Annotated in this window: 14 protein-coding genes; 10 read left to right on the top strand and 4 right to left on the bottom strand. The window is 42.0% G+C overall.

What is annotated here, in order from left to right:
• Positions 1–217: 217 nt before the first annotated feature.
• Genes DW981_RS10685 through DW981_RS10675 form a run of 4 tightly spaced genes read right to left on the bottom strand, consistent with a single transcriptional unit; the run spans position 218 to position 3,079 of the window.
• On the bottom strand, positions 218–802 hold the full coding sequence (locus DW981_RS10685; protein WP_118507701.1) for a hypothetical protein: 585 nt from the start codon (positions 800–802) through the stop codon (positions 218–220).
• On the bottom strand, positions 799–978 hold the full coding sequence (locus DW981_RS10680) for a hypothetical protein (RefSeq protein WP_118507700.1): 180 nt from the start codon (positions 976–978) through the stop codon (positions 799–801). Before DW981_RS10680 ends, DW981_RS10685 begins: the two co-directional genes overlap by 4 nt.
• A gap of 35 nt (positions 979–1,013) precedes the next feature.
• Positions 1,014–1,190 carry a hypothetical protein gene (locus DW981_RS15155; protein ID WP_182434231.1) on the bottom strand — a complete coding sequence of 59 codons (177 nt, stop codon included), beginning with the start codon at positions 1,188–1,190 and terminating at the stop codon, positions 1,014–1,016.
• Positions 1,124–3,079, bottom strand: a complete 1,956-nt coding sequence (locus tag DW981_RS10675; protein WP_118507699.1) for a sugar-binding domain-containing protein — start codon at positions 3,077–3,079, stop codon at positions 1,124–1,126. Before DW981_RS10675 ends, DW981_RS15155 begins: the two co-directional genes overlap by 67 nt.
• Positions 3,080–3,624: 545 nt before the next feature.
• On the opposite strand from DW981_RS10675, the gene DW981_RS10670 reads away from it, so the two are divergent.
• From DW981_RS10670 to DW981_RS10625, 10 genes are all read left to right on the top strand, one after another.
• Complete coding sequence (locus DW981_RS10670; RefSeq protein ID WP_182434230.1) at positions 3,625–4,404, top strand: N-acetylmuramoyl-L-alanine amidase; 780 nt, start codon at positions 3,625–3,627, stop codon at positions 4,402–4,404.
• A 59-nt stretch (positions 4,405–4,463) separates the two neighbouring features.
• The gene (locus tag DW981_RS10665) at positions 4,464–5,066 is read left to right on the top strand and encodes an XTP/dITP diphosphatase (protein ID WP_118507697.1); all 603 of its coding nucleotides are present in this window, start codon (positions 4,464–4,466) and stop codon (positions 5,064–5,066) included.
• Positions 5,067–5,088: 22 nt separating this feature from the next.
• The gene (locus DW981_RS10660; protein ID WP_118507696.1) at positions 5,089–5,586 is read left to right on the top strand and encodes a metallophosphoesterase; all 498 of its coding nucleotides are present in this window, start codon (positions 5,089–5,091) and stop codon (positions 5,584–5,586) included.
• An 86-nt stretch (positions 5,587–5,672) separates the two neighbouring features.
• Positions 5,673–7,334: a hypothetical protein gene (locus DW981_RS10655; RefSeq protein ID WP_118507695.1), complete on the top strand. Its 1,662-nt coding sequence runs from the start codon at positions 5,673–5,675 to the stop codon at positions 7,332–7,334.
• Between the two features lie 198 nt (positions 7,335–7,532).
• Positions 7,533–9,056, top strand: a complete 1,524-nt coding sequence (locus DW981_RS10650) for a CCA tRNA nucleotidyltransferase (RefSeq protein WP_118507694.1) — start codon at positions 7,533–7,535, stop codon at positions 9,054–9,056.
• A gap of 37 nt (positions 9,057–9,093) precedes the next feature.
• Positions 9,094–11,241 carry a glycoside hydrolase family 13 protein gene (locus tag DW981_RS10645; protein ID WP_022024146.1) on the top strand — a complete coding sequence of 716 codons (2,148 nt, stop codon included), beginning with the start codon at positions 9,094–9,096 and terminating at the stop codon, positions 11,239–11,241.
• 34 nt (positions 11,242–11,275) lie between these two features.
• Positions 11,276–11,554 carry a hypothetical protein gene (locus DW981_RS10640; protein WP_118507693.1) on the top strand — a complete coding sequence of 93 codons (279 nt, stop codon included), beginning with the start codon at positions 11,276–11,278 and terminating at the stop codon, positions 11,552–11,554.
• 398 nt (positions 11,555–11,952) lie between these two features.
• Positions 11,953–12,168 carry a hypothetical protein gene (locus DW981_RS10635; protein ID WP_022024804.1) on the top strand — a complete coding sequence of 72 codons (216 nt, stop codon included), beginning with the start codon at positions 11,953–11,955 and terminating at the stop codon, positions 12,166–12,168.
• 234 nt (positions 12,169–12,402) lie between these two features.
• Positions 12,403–13,131, top strand: a complete 729-nt coding sequence (gene loaP, locus DW981_RS10630) for an antiterminator LoaP (RefSeq protein WP_118507692.1) — start codon at positions 12,403–12,405, stop codon at positions 13,129–13,131.
• A 239-nt stretch (positions 13,132–13,370) separates the two neighbouring features.
• The gene (locus tag DW981_RS10625) at positions 13,371–15,311 is read left to right on the top strand and encodes a dynamin family protein (RefSeq protein WP_118507691.1); all 1,941 of its coding nucleotides are present in this window, start codon (positions 13,371–13,373) and stop codon (positions 15,309–15,311) included.
• Positions 15,312–15,400 lie beyond the last annotated feature (89 nt).

Raw genomic sequence — 15,400 nt, 5'->3', positions numbered from 1 at the left:
AATAATGAGGTATGTTCTTTCACATTAGGTTGAAAGCACATATAAGAGTATCAAAATTGAAAGCCACCAAGATTTGATATGTCCTGTCGTGACAGGGTACTCATCAAGTCTTGGTGGCTTTTTTTCTTTATAGGAACTGCTGTTGTGTAGCGTGACAAAAGCAAGCGCTGGCTTTGCTTTTGTTTATATCTTTTATTGTTTTATTCGGATGTGACGGTTAGTCCTCCTTGCAAAATACACGCTTAAGAAGTTCCATATCCAATGTCTGCTCAGGTGCGAAAGCATCCGAGGTCACATAATCCAGTATTGATCTTGCAAAGCATTTGATCTCAGGATATTCGGCAACCTCACTTAAACGGCTGGTACATACCATCAAGGTACCCTCGCCAACTTTACCTTCAAACAAAATACCCAGTTTGTGGTTACGTTCAAAGTTGTCAACCATCTGCACGATCGGGCGGTATCTCTTATCGGTCACGTCATCTAAGATAGCACAGTCACAGTGCGATACGATCTTATACCACTGTGGTGTGGAATATTTGTGAGTCGGGAAAGAAGCTAAAGCCGGATGATCCTTTTGGATCAACAGCCCCATTGTACCGACAGCAACCGGCTTCTTCATCCATTCGCAAATATCGCGGAACATTGGATAACACCAAAAATCCGTACAATAAAAGCCTTCGATCTTGTCGGCAAGTTCGGTTGGCAGATACAATACTTTTTGACCATTTTGAAGCAATGCGCAGGCTTCTGCGTAATCAGCCGTCACATGGACTTCATTGGCACCTTCACCGATCGTCATGCCGGAGGCGGAATTTCCGTTGACAGTGTTGGGAAGCAGTATAGCTCATAGGTGTTTGCCATATTGGTTTCCGGTACACTAAGATCTAAATGATAAGTAGCAGCTTCCGTGATCTCTGGAAAATCAAAGGTTATCTCGTCTAATTCTACCAGGTCAAAAGCACCATCCGGAATCACAACGGATCCCTCTCGAATGATCTTTTTCTGCTGTTTTATTCCCAGTGAAGAATTTTATTCTCCAACTTCTCCGGATTGTAGTAGCGGATCGCCATCTTAGCACGGAAGGTTTCTCTTGCCTGATAGACATATTTTGGAAACTGTGCTAACAGAATGTGATCGGAACAGTATCCTGCCCATTCCTCCGGTGTAACATGTCCTTTGCTGTCCATAAAGGCATCCAAAATACCAACGAGAGCGGTACCCTGACCGGAAAAGTCTTGAATATCCAATATTTGATATCCGGCGAGCAGTTTCGTACGAGCAGCAGCTCCAGTTCTTCCTTGTAGCATTGAACAGACAGCTTACCACTGGTGTAGAAAAAGTCATCGGCTTGATCTAACATGCCCTTTTCTTTCAAACGGTCTCTGAATACTTCGAAGTTTCTTGCTTTGAGAACGCCGGTATATTTATCAATCTCACGGAAGTTTGGATAAACCGCAAATTGTCCGATCTCATGGGAGACAACCGGAATATGTGGGATCAAAACACCCCCATTATCGGCAGCTTTTACTTTCTTAACACCGGTTCCATATTGGATTTCAATCTCTTCCGCATCGTTGCCGGCATCGGCGGCTGCATTTGTAGGATGGATCACTTCGTCGTAGTTATGATCAGCAGAAGGTTCATCCCACTGAATATGTCCCAAAGGAGCATCACACATACCATAGGAACCACGGAATAAACGGTTTTTACTAAAACGGACTCCGACAAAGAAATCGTCTTCCGGTAATAGTACCGGGGTGTGCTGGAAGTTGTTGGAACCCTGTGTATACAGATGACGATCATCCACATTGCGATAATTTGTAATGATCTCTGCCATGCGCTCTTTGCTGCCCCAAAGCTCATTTCCAAGAGACATCATACAATAAGAAGCATGGTTACCAAATTCAGCCATCATGCGATAACCTTCTTCGATCAGATAATCCTGCTCTTCGGCATTGTGCCCTTCATCACCCGGTGCGGTCAAGGTTCCCCAGAAAGGAAGCTGAGGTTCCATGTAAATACCCAACAGATCAGCCGCTACAAATGCAGCGTCCGGAGGGCAGCAGGTGTGATAACGGTAATGATTGATACCGTAAGATTTGGAAATGCTCATAACGCGGATCCATTCTTCTACGGAAGTAGGAACCGCTCCGGTCATTGGAAAGATCAAACCATCGTGTTTGCCACGCAGGAATGTCGGTGTTCCATTGATCAAAAATTCAGTCTCTGATGTGGAAAAGTCGCGCAGACCGAATGTTGTCACGCTCTCCTCGTCGGTACCCGGAATTGTCAAGTGCAGTTCGTAGATGACCGGACTGTATTCGCTCCAAAGTACAGCATCTTCTCCCAGTTCATAAGTAAATTCGGCCGTTCCTTTGCCGACCGGGAAGAAAATGTCCTGAAAATATGCAGCAGGTACTTGTACGCCTGTCTTGCCGGAAATGTCCATTAATTCAGCTTTGGCACAGACAGACAGATTGCGTTGCGTCTGCGTTGTATTGTTGGTGGTAATCTCTACACGGACAGATTTGTGCTCTGTATCCGGGTAGGTTTTGATATGTTCGATCATGATCTCATCACATATGTGAAGCGATATCTCGCCGATAATGCCATTCCAATTCGTCTGGGTATCCGGAGAGGTCAGATGACCACCTTTGGTCGGGTAATCCACATTAGAAACTAAAATAGTCAGACGAAACGTGTTGTCCTTAATATAAGGAGTCAGATCGTAATGATGTGGAGTAGTAAGGCTGTCTCTGCATCCGACCTCTACATCATTAACCCAAACACGAGTCAGGCGTGTACGTTCCAAATGTAAATAAATATTTTTGTTTTTGGAATCTTTGTCCAAGGTAATTTCTTTTGCATACCATGCGTAACCTTCAAACAAGTATGGATCAGTCAGAAAACCGATTTCTTTCTTGTCAGAAGGAGTTCCCCTTTTGGCGATCGAAGTCGTACCGGGAAGTGTAATCGTATCTGTAGGCAGACTACGGAAAATTCCCTGCTCGATCCCTGTTTTGTCCGCATCCAAGGCAAATGCCCAATCGCCGGATAAATCCATTCTCTTGATCATACTTAAACTCCATTCTATCAATTTTGTACTACAAGATCCAACATTTACTCATCCCTCGTCAGATCCACATTTATAACTCGCTCAAACTTCCCACACCTCAAATCCTCCACAACCACATATTACTTATTATGTCAATGACTATATAGCATTTTGCAGCCACCAAAGAGCGATTTCTGCCATCAGAGTACTATAGTAATTGCCTTGCCGCATTTACGTTTTTCGTGATTTCTAGATTTTGTTATCTCTGATGACAGAACAATTTACTGTATTGGCTGCAAAATAGTTTATTTATTGCTGACATAATAAGTAGTATGTGGTTGAGCAATAACTTCCGGTATGGGAAGTTTGAGCAACTCATTTTATTATAACGAAATGTAGGATAAATTACAATCATTGCTTATACGTCAATGCACATTGCAATAGAGAACGATTTCTTATATAATGAGGCACAGAGAATAGCATATTTGAGGATATGTTTAGAACAGACACAAGATAATATTTGTGGCAGGATACAGACGGAGAACAACGTTAGATTTGAGGTGGACATGGAGATAAAGCAATGGAGAATGCTGACAGGACAAAGCATATGTGTACTATTGCTGCTGCTTGTCTTTTGTGTGATCTTTTCGAGGGAAATGCCGATAGATTCCATTTCCAAAGTGCAGGCGCAGGAGGCAAAAGAGTCTGTGCTATCAGAAAGTACACGGACGAGAGCACAGAAGTTGTCCGGTCCGAAACAGGACGATGCATCAAAGAAATCACAGTATGTGATCGTCTTGGATGCGGGACATGGAGGCAAAGATGAGGGTGCTGTCAGCGATGATGGAAAACTGGAGGAAAAAGAGTATAATCTGGCGGTGGTAAAGGAAATTGCCAGGCTGCTTGAACAAAGTGGTGTTAAGGTATATTGTACGCGAACAACGGATCGTACAGTTTCCAAAAAGGCGAGGGTACGGCTTGCCAATAAACGGCAGGCAGACATGTTAGTGAGTGTACATTGCAACGCATCGGATGCAAGAAAGCATTCTGTGCGTGGCATAGAAGTGCTGTATTCCAAGCGGGATAATGGAGCCGGATATACCAATAAACAACTTGCGGCGAAGCTGCTCAAAAAGACTGTCGCAGCGACCGGGTTGCCTGCACGTGGTGTGATCCGCAGAGAAGATCTGTATTTGATGCATCATGCAAAAGTCCCGGCAGTTATTGTAGAAACAGGGTATCTGACCAACCCTTCCGACTGTTTATATATGCGGCAGGAAAAAGGAATAAGGCAGACCGCCTGGGGAATCTATCAGGCAGTGATGGAGACATTAGAGAAATATTAGAAAGATTAAGCAGAAATGGGACGTTTGTGTCCTTAATCTTAGAAAGGAATCAATAGATCATGAAAAAAATAATAGTAGCAACAGGAAATGAAGGCAAGATGGATGAGATCCGCCAGATCTTACAAGGAGAGAATATCCAATTTGTTTCCTTAAAAGACGAAAATTTGCAGGATGTAGAGATTATTGAGAATGGAAGCACCTTTGAGGAAAATGCGATCATCAAGGCGAGAACTATCTCAGACTTGACGGGACAGATGGTACTGGCAGATGATTCCGGACTGGAAGTAGATTATCTGCATGGAGAGCCGGGAATATATTCTGCACGTTATTTAGGAGAGGATACTTCTTATGATATTAAAAATAATCATATTATTGATCTGTTAGCCGGCGTACCGGATGATCAGCGTACAGCTCGATTTGTCTGCGTCATAGCTTGTGCTTTCCCGGATGGGCGGACGATCACGGTTCGTGGTGTGATCGAGGGACGTATTGGCTATGAGCAAAAGGGTGAAAATGGCTTTGGTTATGATCCGATCTTTTATGTGCCGGAATTTGGATGCACAACTGCTGAGTTGTCTTCAGAAGACAAAAATAAAGTGAGCCATAGAGGAAAAGCATTGACGGCAATGTATGAAGAATTAAAACGTGAAAACTGTTTGTAGAAGAAAGGAATAGTAGAATATTATGAAACGTTTTCTGATCTTTAGTGACAACCATGGAATTAATATATATCTAAAAGAAGTGCTTGATCAGATCGGCACCGATTTTGACGGTGTTGTTCAATTGGGTGACTGTCAGAATGCCGAGACAGAACAAGAGATCCGTGACAGCTTTACCTGCCCGGTTTATATGGTGCGTGGTAATTGTGATGGTATGAGTAAGCTTCCGGCAGCAGCTCTGATCGCACTGGGCGGCCATAAAGTATTTATAACGCATGGACACATTTACGGAGCAAGACCTTCCGTGCCGCTTATGACAGACATCGCCAAGGAAAATGGAGCAGACATTGTAATGTATGGCCACACCCATGTGCCATATCTGAAAAAGGTTTTTGGAGTTACAGTATTAAATCCGGGCAGTATTTCACTTCCGAGACAGGAGGATGGCAAAAAATCGTATGCGATCATGACGGTGGCGGATGATGAAAGTGTGGATTTCGAGATATGCTACCACAACGAATAGCAGGGAATTTTTGACTTTTTGGTGCGGTTACGGTATATTAATGACTTGGCATTGTTAATGAAGGTTTGAAGGAGAGGAAACAGAATATGAGTATGGAAAAAGAAACTGTTAATGACGGATTAGAGCAAAAGACAGATGATGTGACCGTTGAAACTGCGACAGAGCAGAAAGATGCGGCTGCAGTAGCGTCAGCAGAGCAGGGGGTAGTAGGAACACCGACCAAAAAGAGCAAGAAAAAGTATATTATTGCTGCAGTGATCGCAGTATTATTGGTTGCAGTAGGAGCAGCCGCTGCAAACTACGATACATTGTCCAATTTTATTCGAAGCAAAGGCAGTCCGGAAAGTTACTATCGCTATATTGCCAAGAAAGATCGTGATAAAGCAGTAGATAAGGTAGTAAAGTCTTACAATGCAATGACAAAGTCGATCAAGCTAAATGATCAGCAGAAGAAATCAACGATCAAAGTAGAGGCTGGTGATGCGTTAAAGCCAATGCTTTCTTCGGTTGGGCTGGAGTCTATGGAAATAGAGACGAATGCAAAAGTAAAGGATAAAGTTGCAACGTCGAAGTCTGTCCTCAAGGTAAACGGAAAAGATGCGATGAGCTACAATCTTTATGCAGACTACAAAGATGGCAAAGTGTATATGCAGATACCGGAGCTTTCGGATGCTTATTTGGATTACAGCAACTTGGGAGATGTAGACGGACAGGTTAATTATGTCAAAGCAGCCGGTGCTGTCATGGACAAAGTACCGGATGGAGATACATTAGAAAATGTATTAACAACATATTCCGATATTGTTTATGATAATCTTACCGGTGTGACTAAGAAGAATCAGACCGTCAAGGTAGAAGGAATCAGTAAAGAGTGTACTGTACTGACTGCCAAAGCCGACAGCAAAAAGGTATGTGATATTGCTGCGAAGATGGCAAAACAGTTAAAGAAAGATAAAGATATCAAGGCAATCATTGAAAAAGCGGACAAATCTGCCTATACACAGTTTAAGGACGGTGTAAGCGAGTTTGAAAAAGAGCTGGCTGCGGAAGATGCTTCCAAGGAAAACATTAATTTAGAAGCTGCTTTGTATGTGGATAAGAGCGGTGAAGTTGTCGGAAGAACGTATTCTGCCAAGACAGAAGATGGAAATACGATTGAGATCAGAAGCTTTTTGCCGAAGAAAGGCAACAAGTTCGGTTATGAGTTGAGTTTCGTTGTTGATAAGACAGAATATGCTAAATTATCCGGCAAGGGTGAGATGAAGTCCGGCAAAGTCAATGCAAAATTATATGCGAGCGTGGATGCCTCTTTGCTTGAGGATGTCAGCAAGGAATATATTACAGACGGTGAGAAATTCCTTTCTATCGAAGTAAAGAATATGGATGTTCAGGCGTTGGAAAAAGGCAGTTGCAAAGGTGAGATCATCATCAAAGCCGATGAAAACAAAATGCCGGCATTTGCGCTGTATTCCTTAGACTGGACGTTTGAAGGCGATACGAAGAAAGCGAGATCAGAGATCAAGGTACTTAGCGGCAGCAGTGCAATGGTTACGTTAAACATTGCTTCGGAGGATGGTGAAGATCCGAAGGTCAGCGCACCGGCAGCCGATGCTAAAATATATGATTTTGCAGATGAGAATGCGATCAATGAGTATGCCGAGAATATTGATCTGATTACATTCCTTACAACCTTAAAGCAGAATTGCGGGTTGGATCTTACCAGTTTACTGCTGGGCGCGATGCAGTGATCAAGGGATGGTCTTGTCAGAAAAAGAGATGATGCAGGATTTTGATGATAGTATCTGCAAAAGGATTGCAGAAAACATTCATTAGAAATAAGACCTTCAAATTTTGTCGATCAAGATTTGAGGGTCTTTTCCAATAAAAAACGGGAATAGTTTTCGAAGAGAATCTGTGAAAGATGCATTGACAGAAAGGAGCAGTTCATGGAAATGCGATTACCACGGTCTGTTGTCGAGATCATCGACCGATTGGAAAGTCTGGGATATGAAGCGTATGCAGTGGGCGGATGTGTTCGTGACACATTGTTGGGAAGAGAGCCGGAGGATTGGGATATCACGACTTCGGCAAAACCGGAAGCCGTCAAAAAGGCGTTTGACAGGACGATTGATACGGGCATCGAGCACGGTACCGTTACTGTTATGAAAAATCATGTTGGCTACGAGGTGACGACATACCGTATTGATGGAGAATATGAAGATAATAGACATCCAAAGCAGGTTTCTTTTACCGGTAATCTCGTGGATGATCTGGAGCGGCGGGATTTTACGATCAATGCGATGGCATACAATCCGAAGACCGGACTGGTCGATGCGTTTGATGGTACCAGCGACCTAAAACGACGAATCATTCGCTGTGTGGGAGATCCCGATAAGCGTTTTGATGAGGATGCACTGCGTATGCTGCGTGCTGTACGATTTTCGGGACAGCTTCAGTTTACGATTGAGGAAAAAACAAGACAGGCGATCGTAGAGCGGGCAGAGCATTTGCAAAATATCAGCGCGGAGCGTATACGTGTGGAAATGACGAAGTTATTGATCTCAAAAGACTCCGGACAGCTTCGGGAAGCAGTTGATACAGGAATGACAGCATATTTTTTGCCGGAATTAGACCGCATGATGACCTTTGAACAGAAAAATCCGCACCATATTTATACCGTGGGTGAGCATAGTATAGTTAGTGTAGAGATCATGAATTGTTTTTTACGTCAGAAAAACGCCGAAGCGGTGGAAAGTCTGACTGAAACGACAGACAGAGTAGGGCATGATTCATTGCAGGAACGCTTAGGGATCATAGATGATCAGATTGACGACGGCACTTGGAATGACATGGAACAGGTGATTCGTGAGATCGTTCCGGCGTGTGACAAAAAGACACATCAGGTGCTTTGTCTCACAATGCTTCTGCATGATGTAGCCAAGCCGGACTGCGCCACGGAAGATGAGCAGGGAATACGACATTTCCATGGACATCCGGACAGTGGAGCAAAGTTGGCAGGACAGATCTTGCGTAGACTGACGTTTGATAATGATACGGTGAATCGGGTCAAGACGCTGATCAAGCATCATGATGAGCGTGTGCAGCCGCAAAAACGGCAGATCCGACGTGCGGCTGCGCGGATTGGCAGGGAATTCATGCCACTTGTAACGTTAGTACAGTATGCGGATATTTTGGCGCAAAATCCAGACAAAGCGGGAGAAAAACTGCAGCGGGTGACAGCGGTATATCGACTATTTATGGAGATGGAACAGTCCCATCCGGCGCTTACCATCAAAGAGCTTGCCGTCACGGGGCGTGATATCATGACGGAATTGGGGGTTAAACCGGGCCCGCAGATCGGAGAGCTGTTACAGTACTTGCTGGAACAGGTGCTTGATCAGCCGGAACAAAATGACCGCGAGACACTTTTATCATTGGCAAAAGCGGCATATTCTGATAAAATAGAGTGAAGTGTGTAAATTGATATAATAGAAAAGGGGAGCATTTATGGATATCAATATTCCATTTTATAAAATGTCTAAGGCGCAGAAAACGCAGCTATACATGGATAACCTGACGGTGATCTTTAACCCACAGGCATTATTCAGCGATGGAACTGCGTTTTACCGTAATCCGTCTGAGCCGGATTGCTTCGAAGAGGTACATCTCCGTTTTCGGACAGGGCGGGAAAACGTTGACGAGGTCATTTTAGTATTTGACGAGCAGCGCTACACAATGCAGAAAGTAGCCAACGACAAAATGTTTGACTATTACGAATATACGGTAAAACTTGGAGACAGCAGAGTAGAATACTACTTCGAAGTACATAGTGGACATATGGTATGTTATTTCAACAGCGTTGGTGTGTGCAGCAGCGTAGAAAATTATTATAACTTTTCCATTACACCATCGTTTCAGACCCCTGATTGGGCGAAAGGCGCCATTATTTATCAGATATTTGTCGATCGTTTTTACAATGGAGATCGCAGTAACGACGTGGAGACGGACGAATATTTTTACATCGGAGAGGGAACGCACAAAAATTCGGATTGGATGAAATATCCTCGCGAGATGGATGTGCGTGAATTTTACGGTGGTGATATCGCCGGCGTTATGCAGAAATTAGATTATTTACAGGATCTTGGTGTTGAGGCGATCTACCTCAATCCGATCTTTGTCTCTCCATCAAACCACAAATATGATATTCAAGACTATGATTATATTGACCCGCATTTTGGACGTATTGTCAAAAATGACGGCGAAAATCTACAGCGTGACGAAAATGGCAATCTGATCATTCACGATCCGGAGCATCCGAATAAAGATGCTACACGCTATATTTGCCGAGTGACGGATAAAGAAAATCTGGAAGCAAGTAATCAGCTTTTTATTGAATTTGTAGAGGAAGTACATCGCCGCGGAATGAAGGTCATACTCGATGGCGTATTTAACCATTGTGGATCCTTTAATAAATGGCTCGACCGTGAATGTATTTACGAAGATGCGCCTGGTTACGAAAAAGGTGCTTTCGTATCAAAAGACAGCCCATATCGCACATTCTTTAAGTTCCGCGAGGATACGTGGCCGTACAATGTTAATTATGACGGCTGGTGGGGACACGATACACTGCCAAAGCTCAATTATGAGGAATCCCCAAAGTTGTACGAATATATTATGCGGATCGCACGCAAATGGGTTTCACCACCTTATAATGTTGATGGATGGCGTTTGGACGTGGCAGCAGATTTGGGGCAGACCGCAGAGTACAACCATCATTTCTGGCACGAATTCCGCCGTAATGTAAAAGAAGCCAATCCGAATGCGATCGTGCTGGCAGAGCACTATGGTGATCCGACAGAATGGTTAAAGGGTGATCAGTGGGATACCGTGATGAACTACGATGCATTTATGGAACCGCTCACCTGGTTTTTGACCGGTGTGGAGAAACACAGCGATGAATACCGAGGAGATCTTATCGGGAATGCAGATGCTTTCTTTGGCTCCATGCGGCATTATATGACGAGATTTAATACGCAGTCTTTGCAGGTGGCGATGAATGAATTGTCCAATCATGACCACTCCCGTTTCCTGACACGAACCAACCATCAAGTTGGCCGTATCTCTTCGCGTGGAGCAGATGCTGCGAATGAAGGCGTTAATAAGAACCTGTTTCGAATGGCCGTATTAATGCAGATGACGTGGCCGGGTGCGCCGACCATTTATTATGGCGATGAGGCAGGACTTTGCGGATGGACAGATCCGGACAGCCGACGTGCGTATCCTTGGGGACACGAAGACGAAGAGCTGATCCAGTATCACAAAGAATTGATCCGTATCCACAAAGAACACCAGGTACTGCGAACCGGCTCTATTCTATTTTTGTTTGGGGAATATCAGTGCATTAGTTATGGTCGTTTTGACGACAATGAGCATATTGTGGTAGCAATTAATATCAGCCAGGATACAAGACATATGGAGATCCCGGTATGGCGCTTGGGTGTGACACAGCCAACCAGAATGGCACGTGTGATCCTTACCGATGCCGGCGGATTTTCCATAGAGACAAAGGTGTACCAGGTACAGTCCGGCAAATTGATCTTAGACTGCCCACCAGAGACGGCAGTGTTAGTCAAAGATATTGGAAACCTGTCGTGATCAGGTGAAACAACGGAAAGGAACATGAGATATTGTGAAACATAAATTGAGTGAGACGTGTCATCAGTTTCGTGACTGGATGCATGGCAGAGGACGTAACATCATCATACTGGCAGTAATTGTCGGGGCAGTATGCATGATCGGAAATTACTGCTTCATATGGCATGGCGGCGATCCGTTCTATCAACAGTCCGATGCGGCGCCAACGATGACACCGACTCCGGAGCCGCTGGATCAGACGATCGTGGGCGGGGATTCCCTGCAGGCGGCGCCGAGTGCGACACCGACCGCAAGTGCTGAGAGTGGGAAGTAAGGAAAAGTAAATAATAGTTGATCAGATTAGGATGTCAGAGGAATTCAGACCTTTTGACATCCTTTTTTTGTTATAAAGATTAGGGGGTCAAAAGGTCTGAATTTCCCTGACGGGCTATTTTCTCAAATCTTTGACTACAATATCTTGAGGCGATGCGTCGCATCGCCTCAAGATATTGTAGCGCAAATCTTCAAAAAAATATCTCCGTCATGAAAATGGACTTTTGACACCCTAATCTTATAAAAGCAATGCGCAGGTTTTGTTTTAATGTGAAAATTTTTAAGAAACGAAGTGAACATACGGTGATAATATATCTATATTAAAAAAACGAAAAGACTAATGATATGTATTTTTAGAGAAATACATATACAAAGGAAATCTTAGAATGGAGGCGGAAAATGACATGGTTAACAGCTCGGAAAGGCTCTACTGGAATGAAAAAATGTGCTTTTTGTAAACACTATTTTGATCCAACCTTCGAGGTGATCGCCCCCAAAAGAGGGATGAAGGATGTGTGGGAGTATGAAAGAGGTGTTAAAAAACCGTGCTTGCTGAGAAACAATCGGGAAATGCAGTCGCAAATGACTTGCCCGAAGTTCGAGGTAAGAATTTAGAGTACAGGTTTATGGTGGCAAATAATTATATACTAGGGGAAATGAATTATGGCATTGTTAATTGATCCGATTATAATAATTTTGCTGGTAGTTATTACACAATCTGGACATATACCCATTGCACTTAAAGTGATATTGTGCATTGTTCTGGCATGTGTTGGAACTATTATGGGTATTTGTATGTTTCGGGGTGGCGGGGAATAGCAATTATTAACAGCAAACAGGAGATGTAACATGTGGTACGTAGTTCACACAATGGCAGGGTTGGAGCAGAAATGTATGCAGCAATGTCAACGGTATGTCGATCAAGCTGATTACAGTGAAATGTTTATTCCATTATACATGGCAAAAAAACACTTTAGAAAAGAATGGCATGATGTTGAACAGCCATTATTCCCTGGTTATTTTTTCATTGATACAAAAGATATTCAGCCAATACAGCTTGGATTGAAACATCTTTATCAATATACGAAAGTATTACAAAACGGAGAGATTGTTTCACCAATCACCAAGGAAGAACAGAATTATTTGGAGAAGATGATGGATCGTCAGCATATAGTTCAGTATTCCGAAGGATTCTTGATCGGAGATGAGGTGTTAGTTACCTCTGGTCCTATTAGAAACTGTAAAGGATGGATCAAGTCAGTAGATAGACATCGGCGTGTTGCCAAAATGGAAATTCCTATATTTGGGCGTAGGACACCGGTTGAAATTGGTTTTGGAGCGATTGTCAGAGTCAGCAAACAGGAATTTAAGGAAATGATTGCTGATAATATCGCACAGCAAGAACAACTTGGTGATGATCAAAATCGTGTGGAAGTTGTTAAAGGAGTGTTCAAGGACATGACAGGACATTTTTTGTATGCAGACACCGAGCGAGATGAATGGACAGTGGAACTAAAGCTTTTTAACAATATGACAAAAGTGATGTTCCGGAGAGATGAAATTAAGATGTTGTTATGAAGTCGTACAAGCAAAATGACGAGTGTCGCGTTTTGTGAGGCGATGGACAGAAAGAGCGAGTGAGCGAAGAATTAACTGCAGGATGCTGGGTTGTAGACTGTGGGTGGCGAAGCTCGGTCTAAAATAGTTTTATTAGTAGACGGTAACTTGACTTGTGATGTTGGTGAAGATACTGAGAAAAATTTTGACTCAATGTAGATGATGAGAATTTGGCAAACATAAAAGAAACGAGGATAAATATGGTAGAGAAAGCATTGTATGAGGAATTTATAGAGTATATTCACGATATCCTTTCGTATTATGAAAGCAAAGCTGATCATAAATATTCAGATATAAAAAAGGATATATCTGTACTTGAGGATAAATTGAGGGATGAAACTTTATATCTTGGAGTAGTTGGTTCTTTTTCCAGTGGTAAATCTACATTTATCAATTCAGTGATTCATAAGAATCTACTTCCAACAGATGCAGTTCAGGGAACCACAGTAGCATCTAGTATATTGAGAAGAGCAGATCACGATGACCTTGAAATAACATATATAGATGGAACAGTTAAGCGATATTCACAATGCGCAAGTGAGTTGCTTGAGAAATATCATATTCGAGAATCATTTGCGGAATATGATGAGGTAGAACGGTCGACCATATGGGATAGATTTATCAGTTGGATAAAGAGCTTGTTTGGAGTCAACACTTCAAAAGGGGAAACATATCCAAATACCAATGAACGGATTGAATTATTTAAGAGAATAATTGCAACCGAAGATATGGCTAAGGATATACAATATGTGACATTGTTTTATCAGAATGATAATATTCCGTATAACATTGCTATGGTTGATACCCCTGGGACAGGATCCCTTAATAAAAGGCATAATACTGTGACTAAGAATGCCATTGATAATATATGTGACGCAATTGTGGTGGTTATACCTTATGATGAACCTGTTTCGGAGGAACTTCTAAATTATATAAATATTAATTTAGAACATCAGAAAAAGAATTGCATTTTTGTTGTGACAAAAGTTGAATTGCTTGGTGACAAAGAGGAAATGCCTCGGCTTATAAGAGTAATAAAAAAGAGATTAGAGAATGGACTGGGAATGGAAAATATCCAGGTTATTCCGATGCCCACATTAATTTATCTGAAGATAGTGGATCATGAAATGCAAACGACTTTTCTAGATAACATATCAGAAGCAGACAGAGCAGAGCTGATTCGGATCTATGAAGAGGGTATAGCTGTAATTAATGAAATGTTATCAGTGAAAAGGATAGAATACATAAACAATAAGGTGATTAATATATGTGAGCGTGTAGGAGAAAAACTAAGCCTAAATTTATCCAATATTATAAATAACTATGAAGAACAGAATAGACAACTTAAAAGTCAAAAAGTAAGAACGCCAGAAGTGTTTCGGGACAAAGCTTTGGAGGATGTTGCAAAAATTGGAGATAGATATCAGCAACAGATTGCTGGGGATATAGGCTTTGTAAACATATCTTTAGCAGCGTTTCGTTCAGAAATAGAAAGAGTGGTTGATGGAAGCAATACTTCGTACGAACTTTTTGAATACTTGGAAGTCAATTTAAATGATGTATTTTATAATATTAATTTTGAAATTGCTAGGTTATTGACCGAATTGCTTGATGGGTTCAATAAAAAGCTATATGAGTTATCGGAAAACTTTAAAAGGGAGTATGAACGATGTGGAGTAACTTGCAGGGCAAAAAGTATTACTGTTGATGCAGATGATTTTTACGAGGAAGAGTTTATAGGGGAATGTGAATCAATGCTTCAAGAAAGAATTAATTTTGCAAAATATACCATTATGAGTGACACTTGTGGACTTATAAAAAAGGTAAAAGCCTTTTTTTCGAATCCATTAACCAAGCATAAGGAATTGGTTTTGGTGGAGCTGTCTGCCGTGATTGATGAATTAAGCATAATAATAACAGATTATACAATCGAACAAATGAAACAAAAACTTTCTCTTATGTCCATGAATGCAGAAAAAAGCATTCTAGACATGGTAGATGGTGATAGAAAGGTAATTGTTCGTCATATCAATGCAACCAATCGGTCAATTAAGGGCAATAAAAAAAATAAGAATTTAACACAAGCACATATCGATCGGTTAAATGAATATATAATGTTGATAAAGGAGCTTCCTGTATAATAAAAAATGTGGATGTTGAAAATTGAAAATACCTCAGAGTACAATAAGACTACTGACTTGGCGGTTAGTAAAAATCTTATTGAACAGAG

This window comes from Clostridium sp. AM49-4BH (genome assembly GCF_003478335.1).
GTDB lineage: Bacteria > Bacillota > Clostridia > Lachnospirales > Lachnospiraceae > Butyribacter.
The sequence above is the reverse complement of the archived record's forward strand: the minus strand, read 5'-3'. Positions and strand labels throughout refer to the sequence as shown.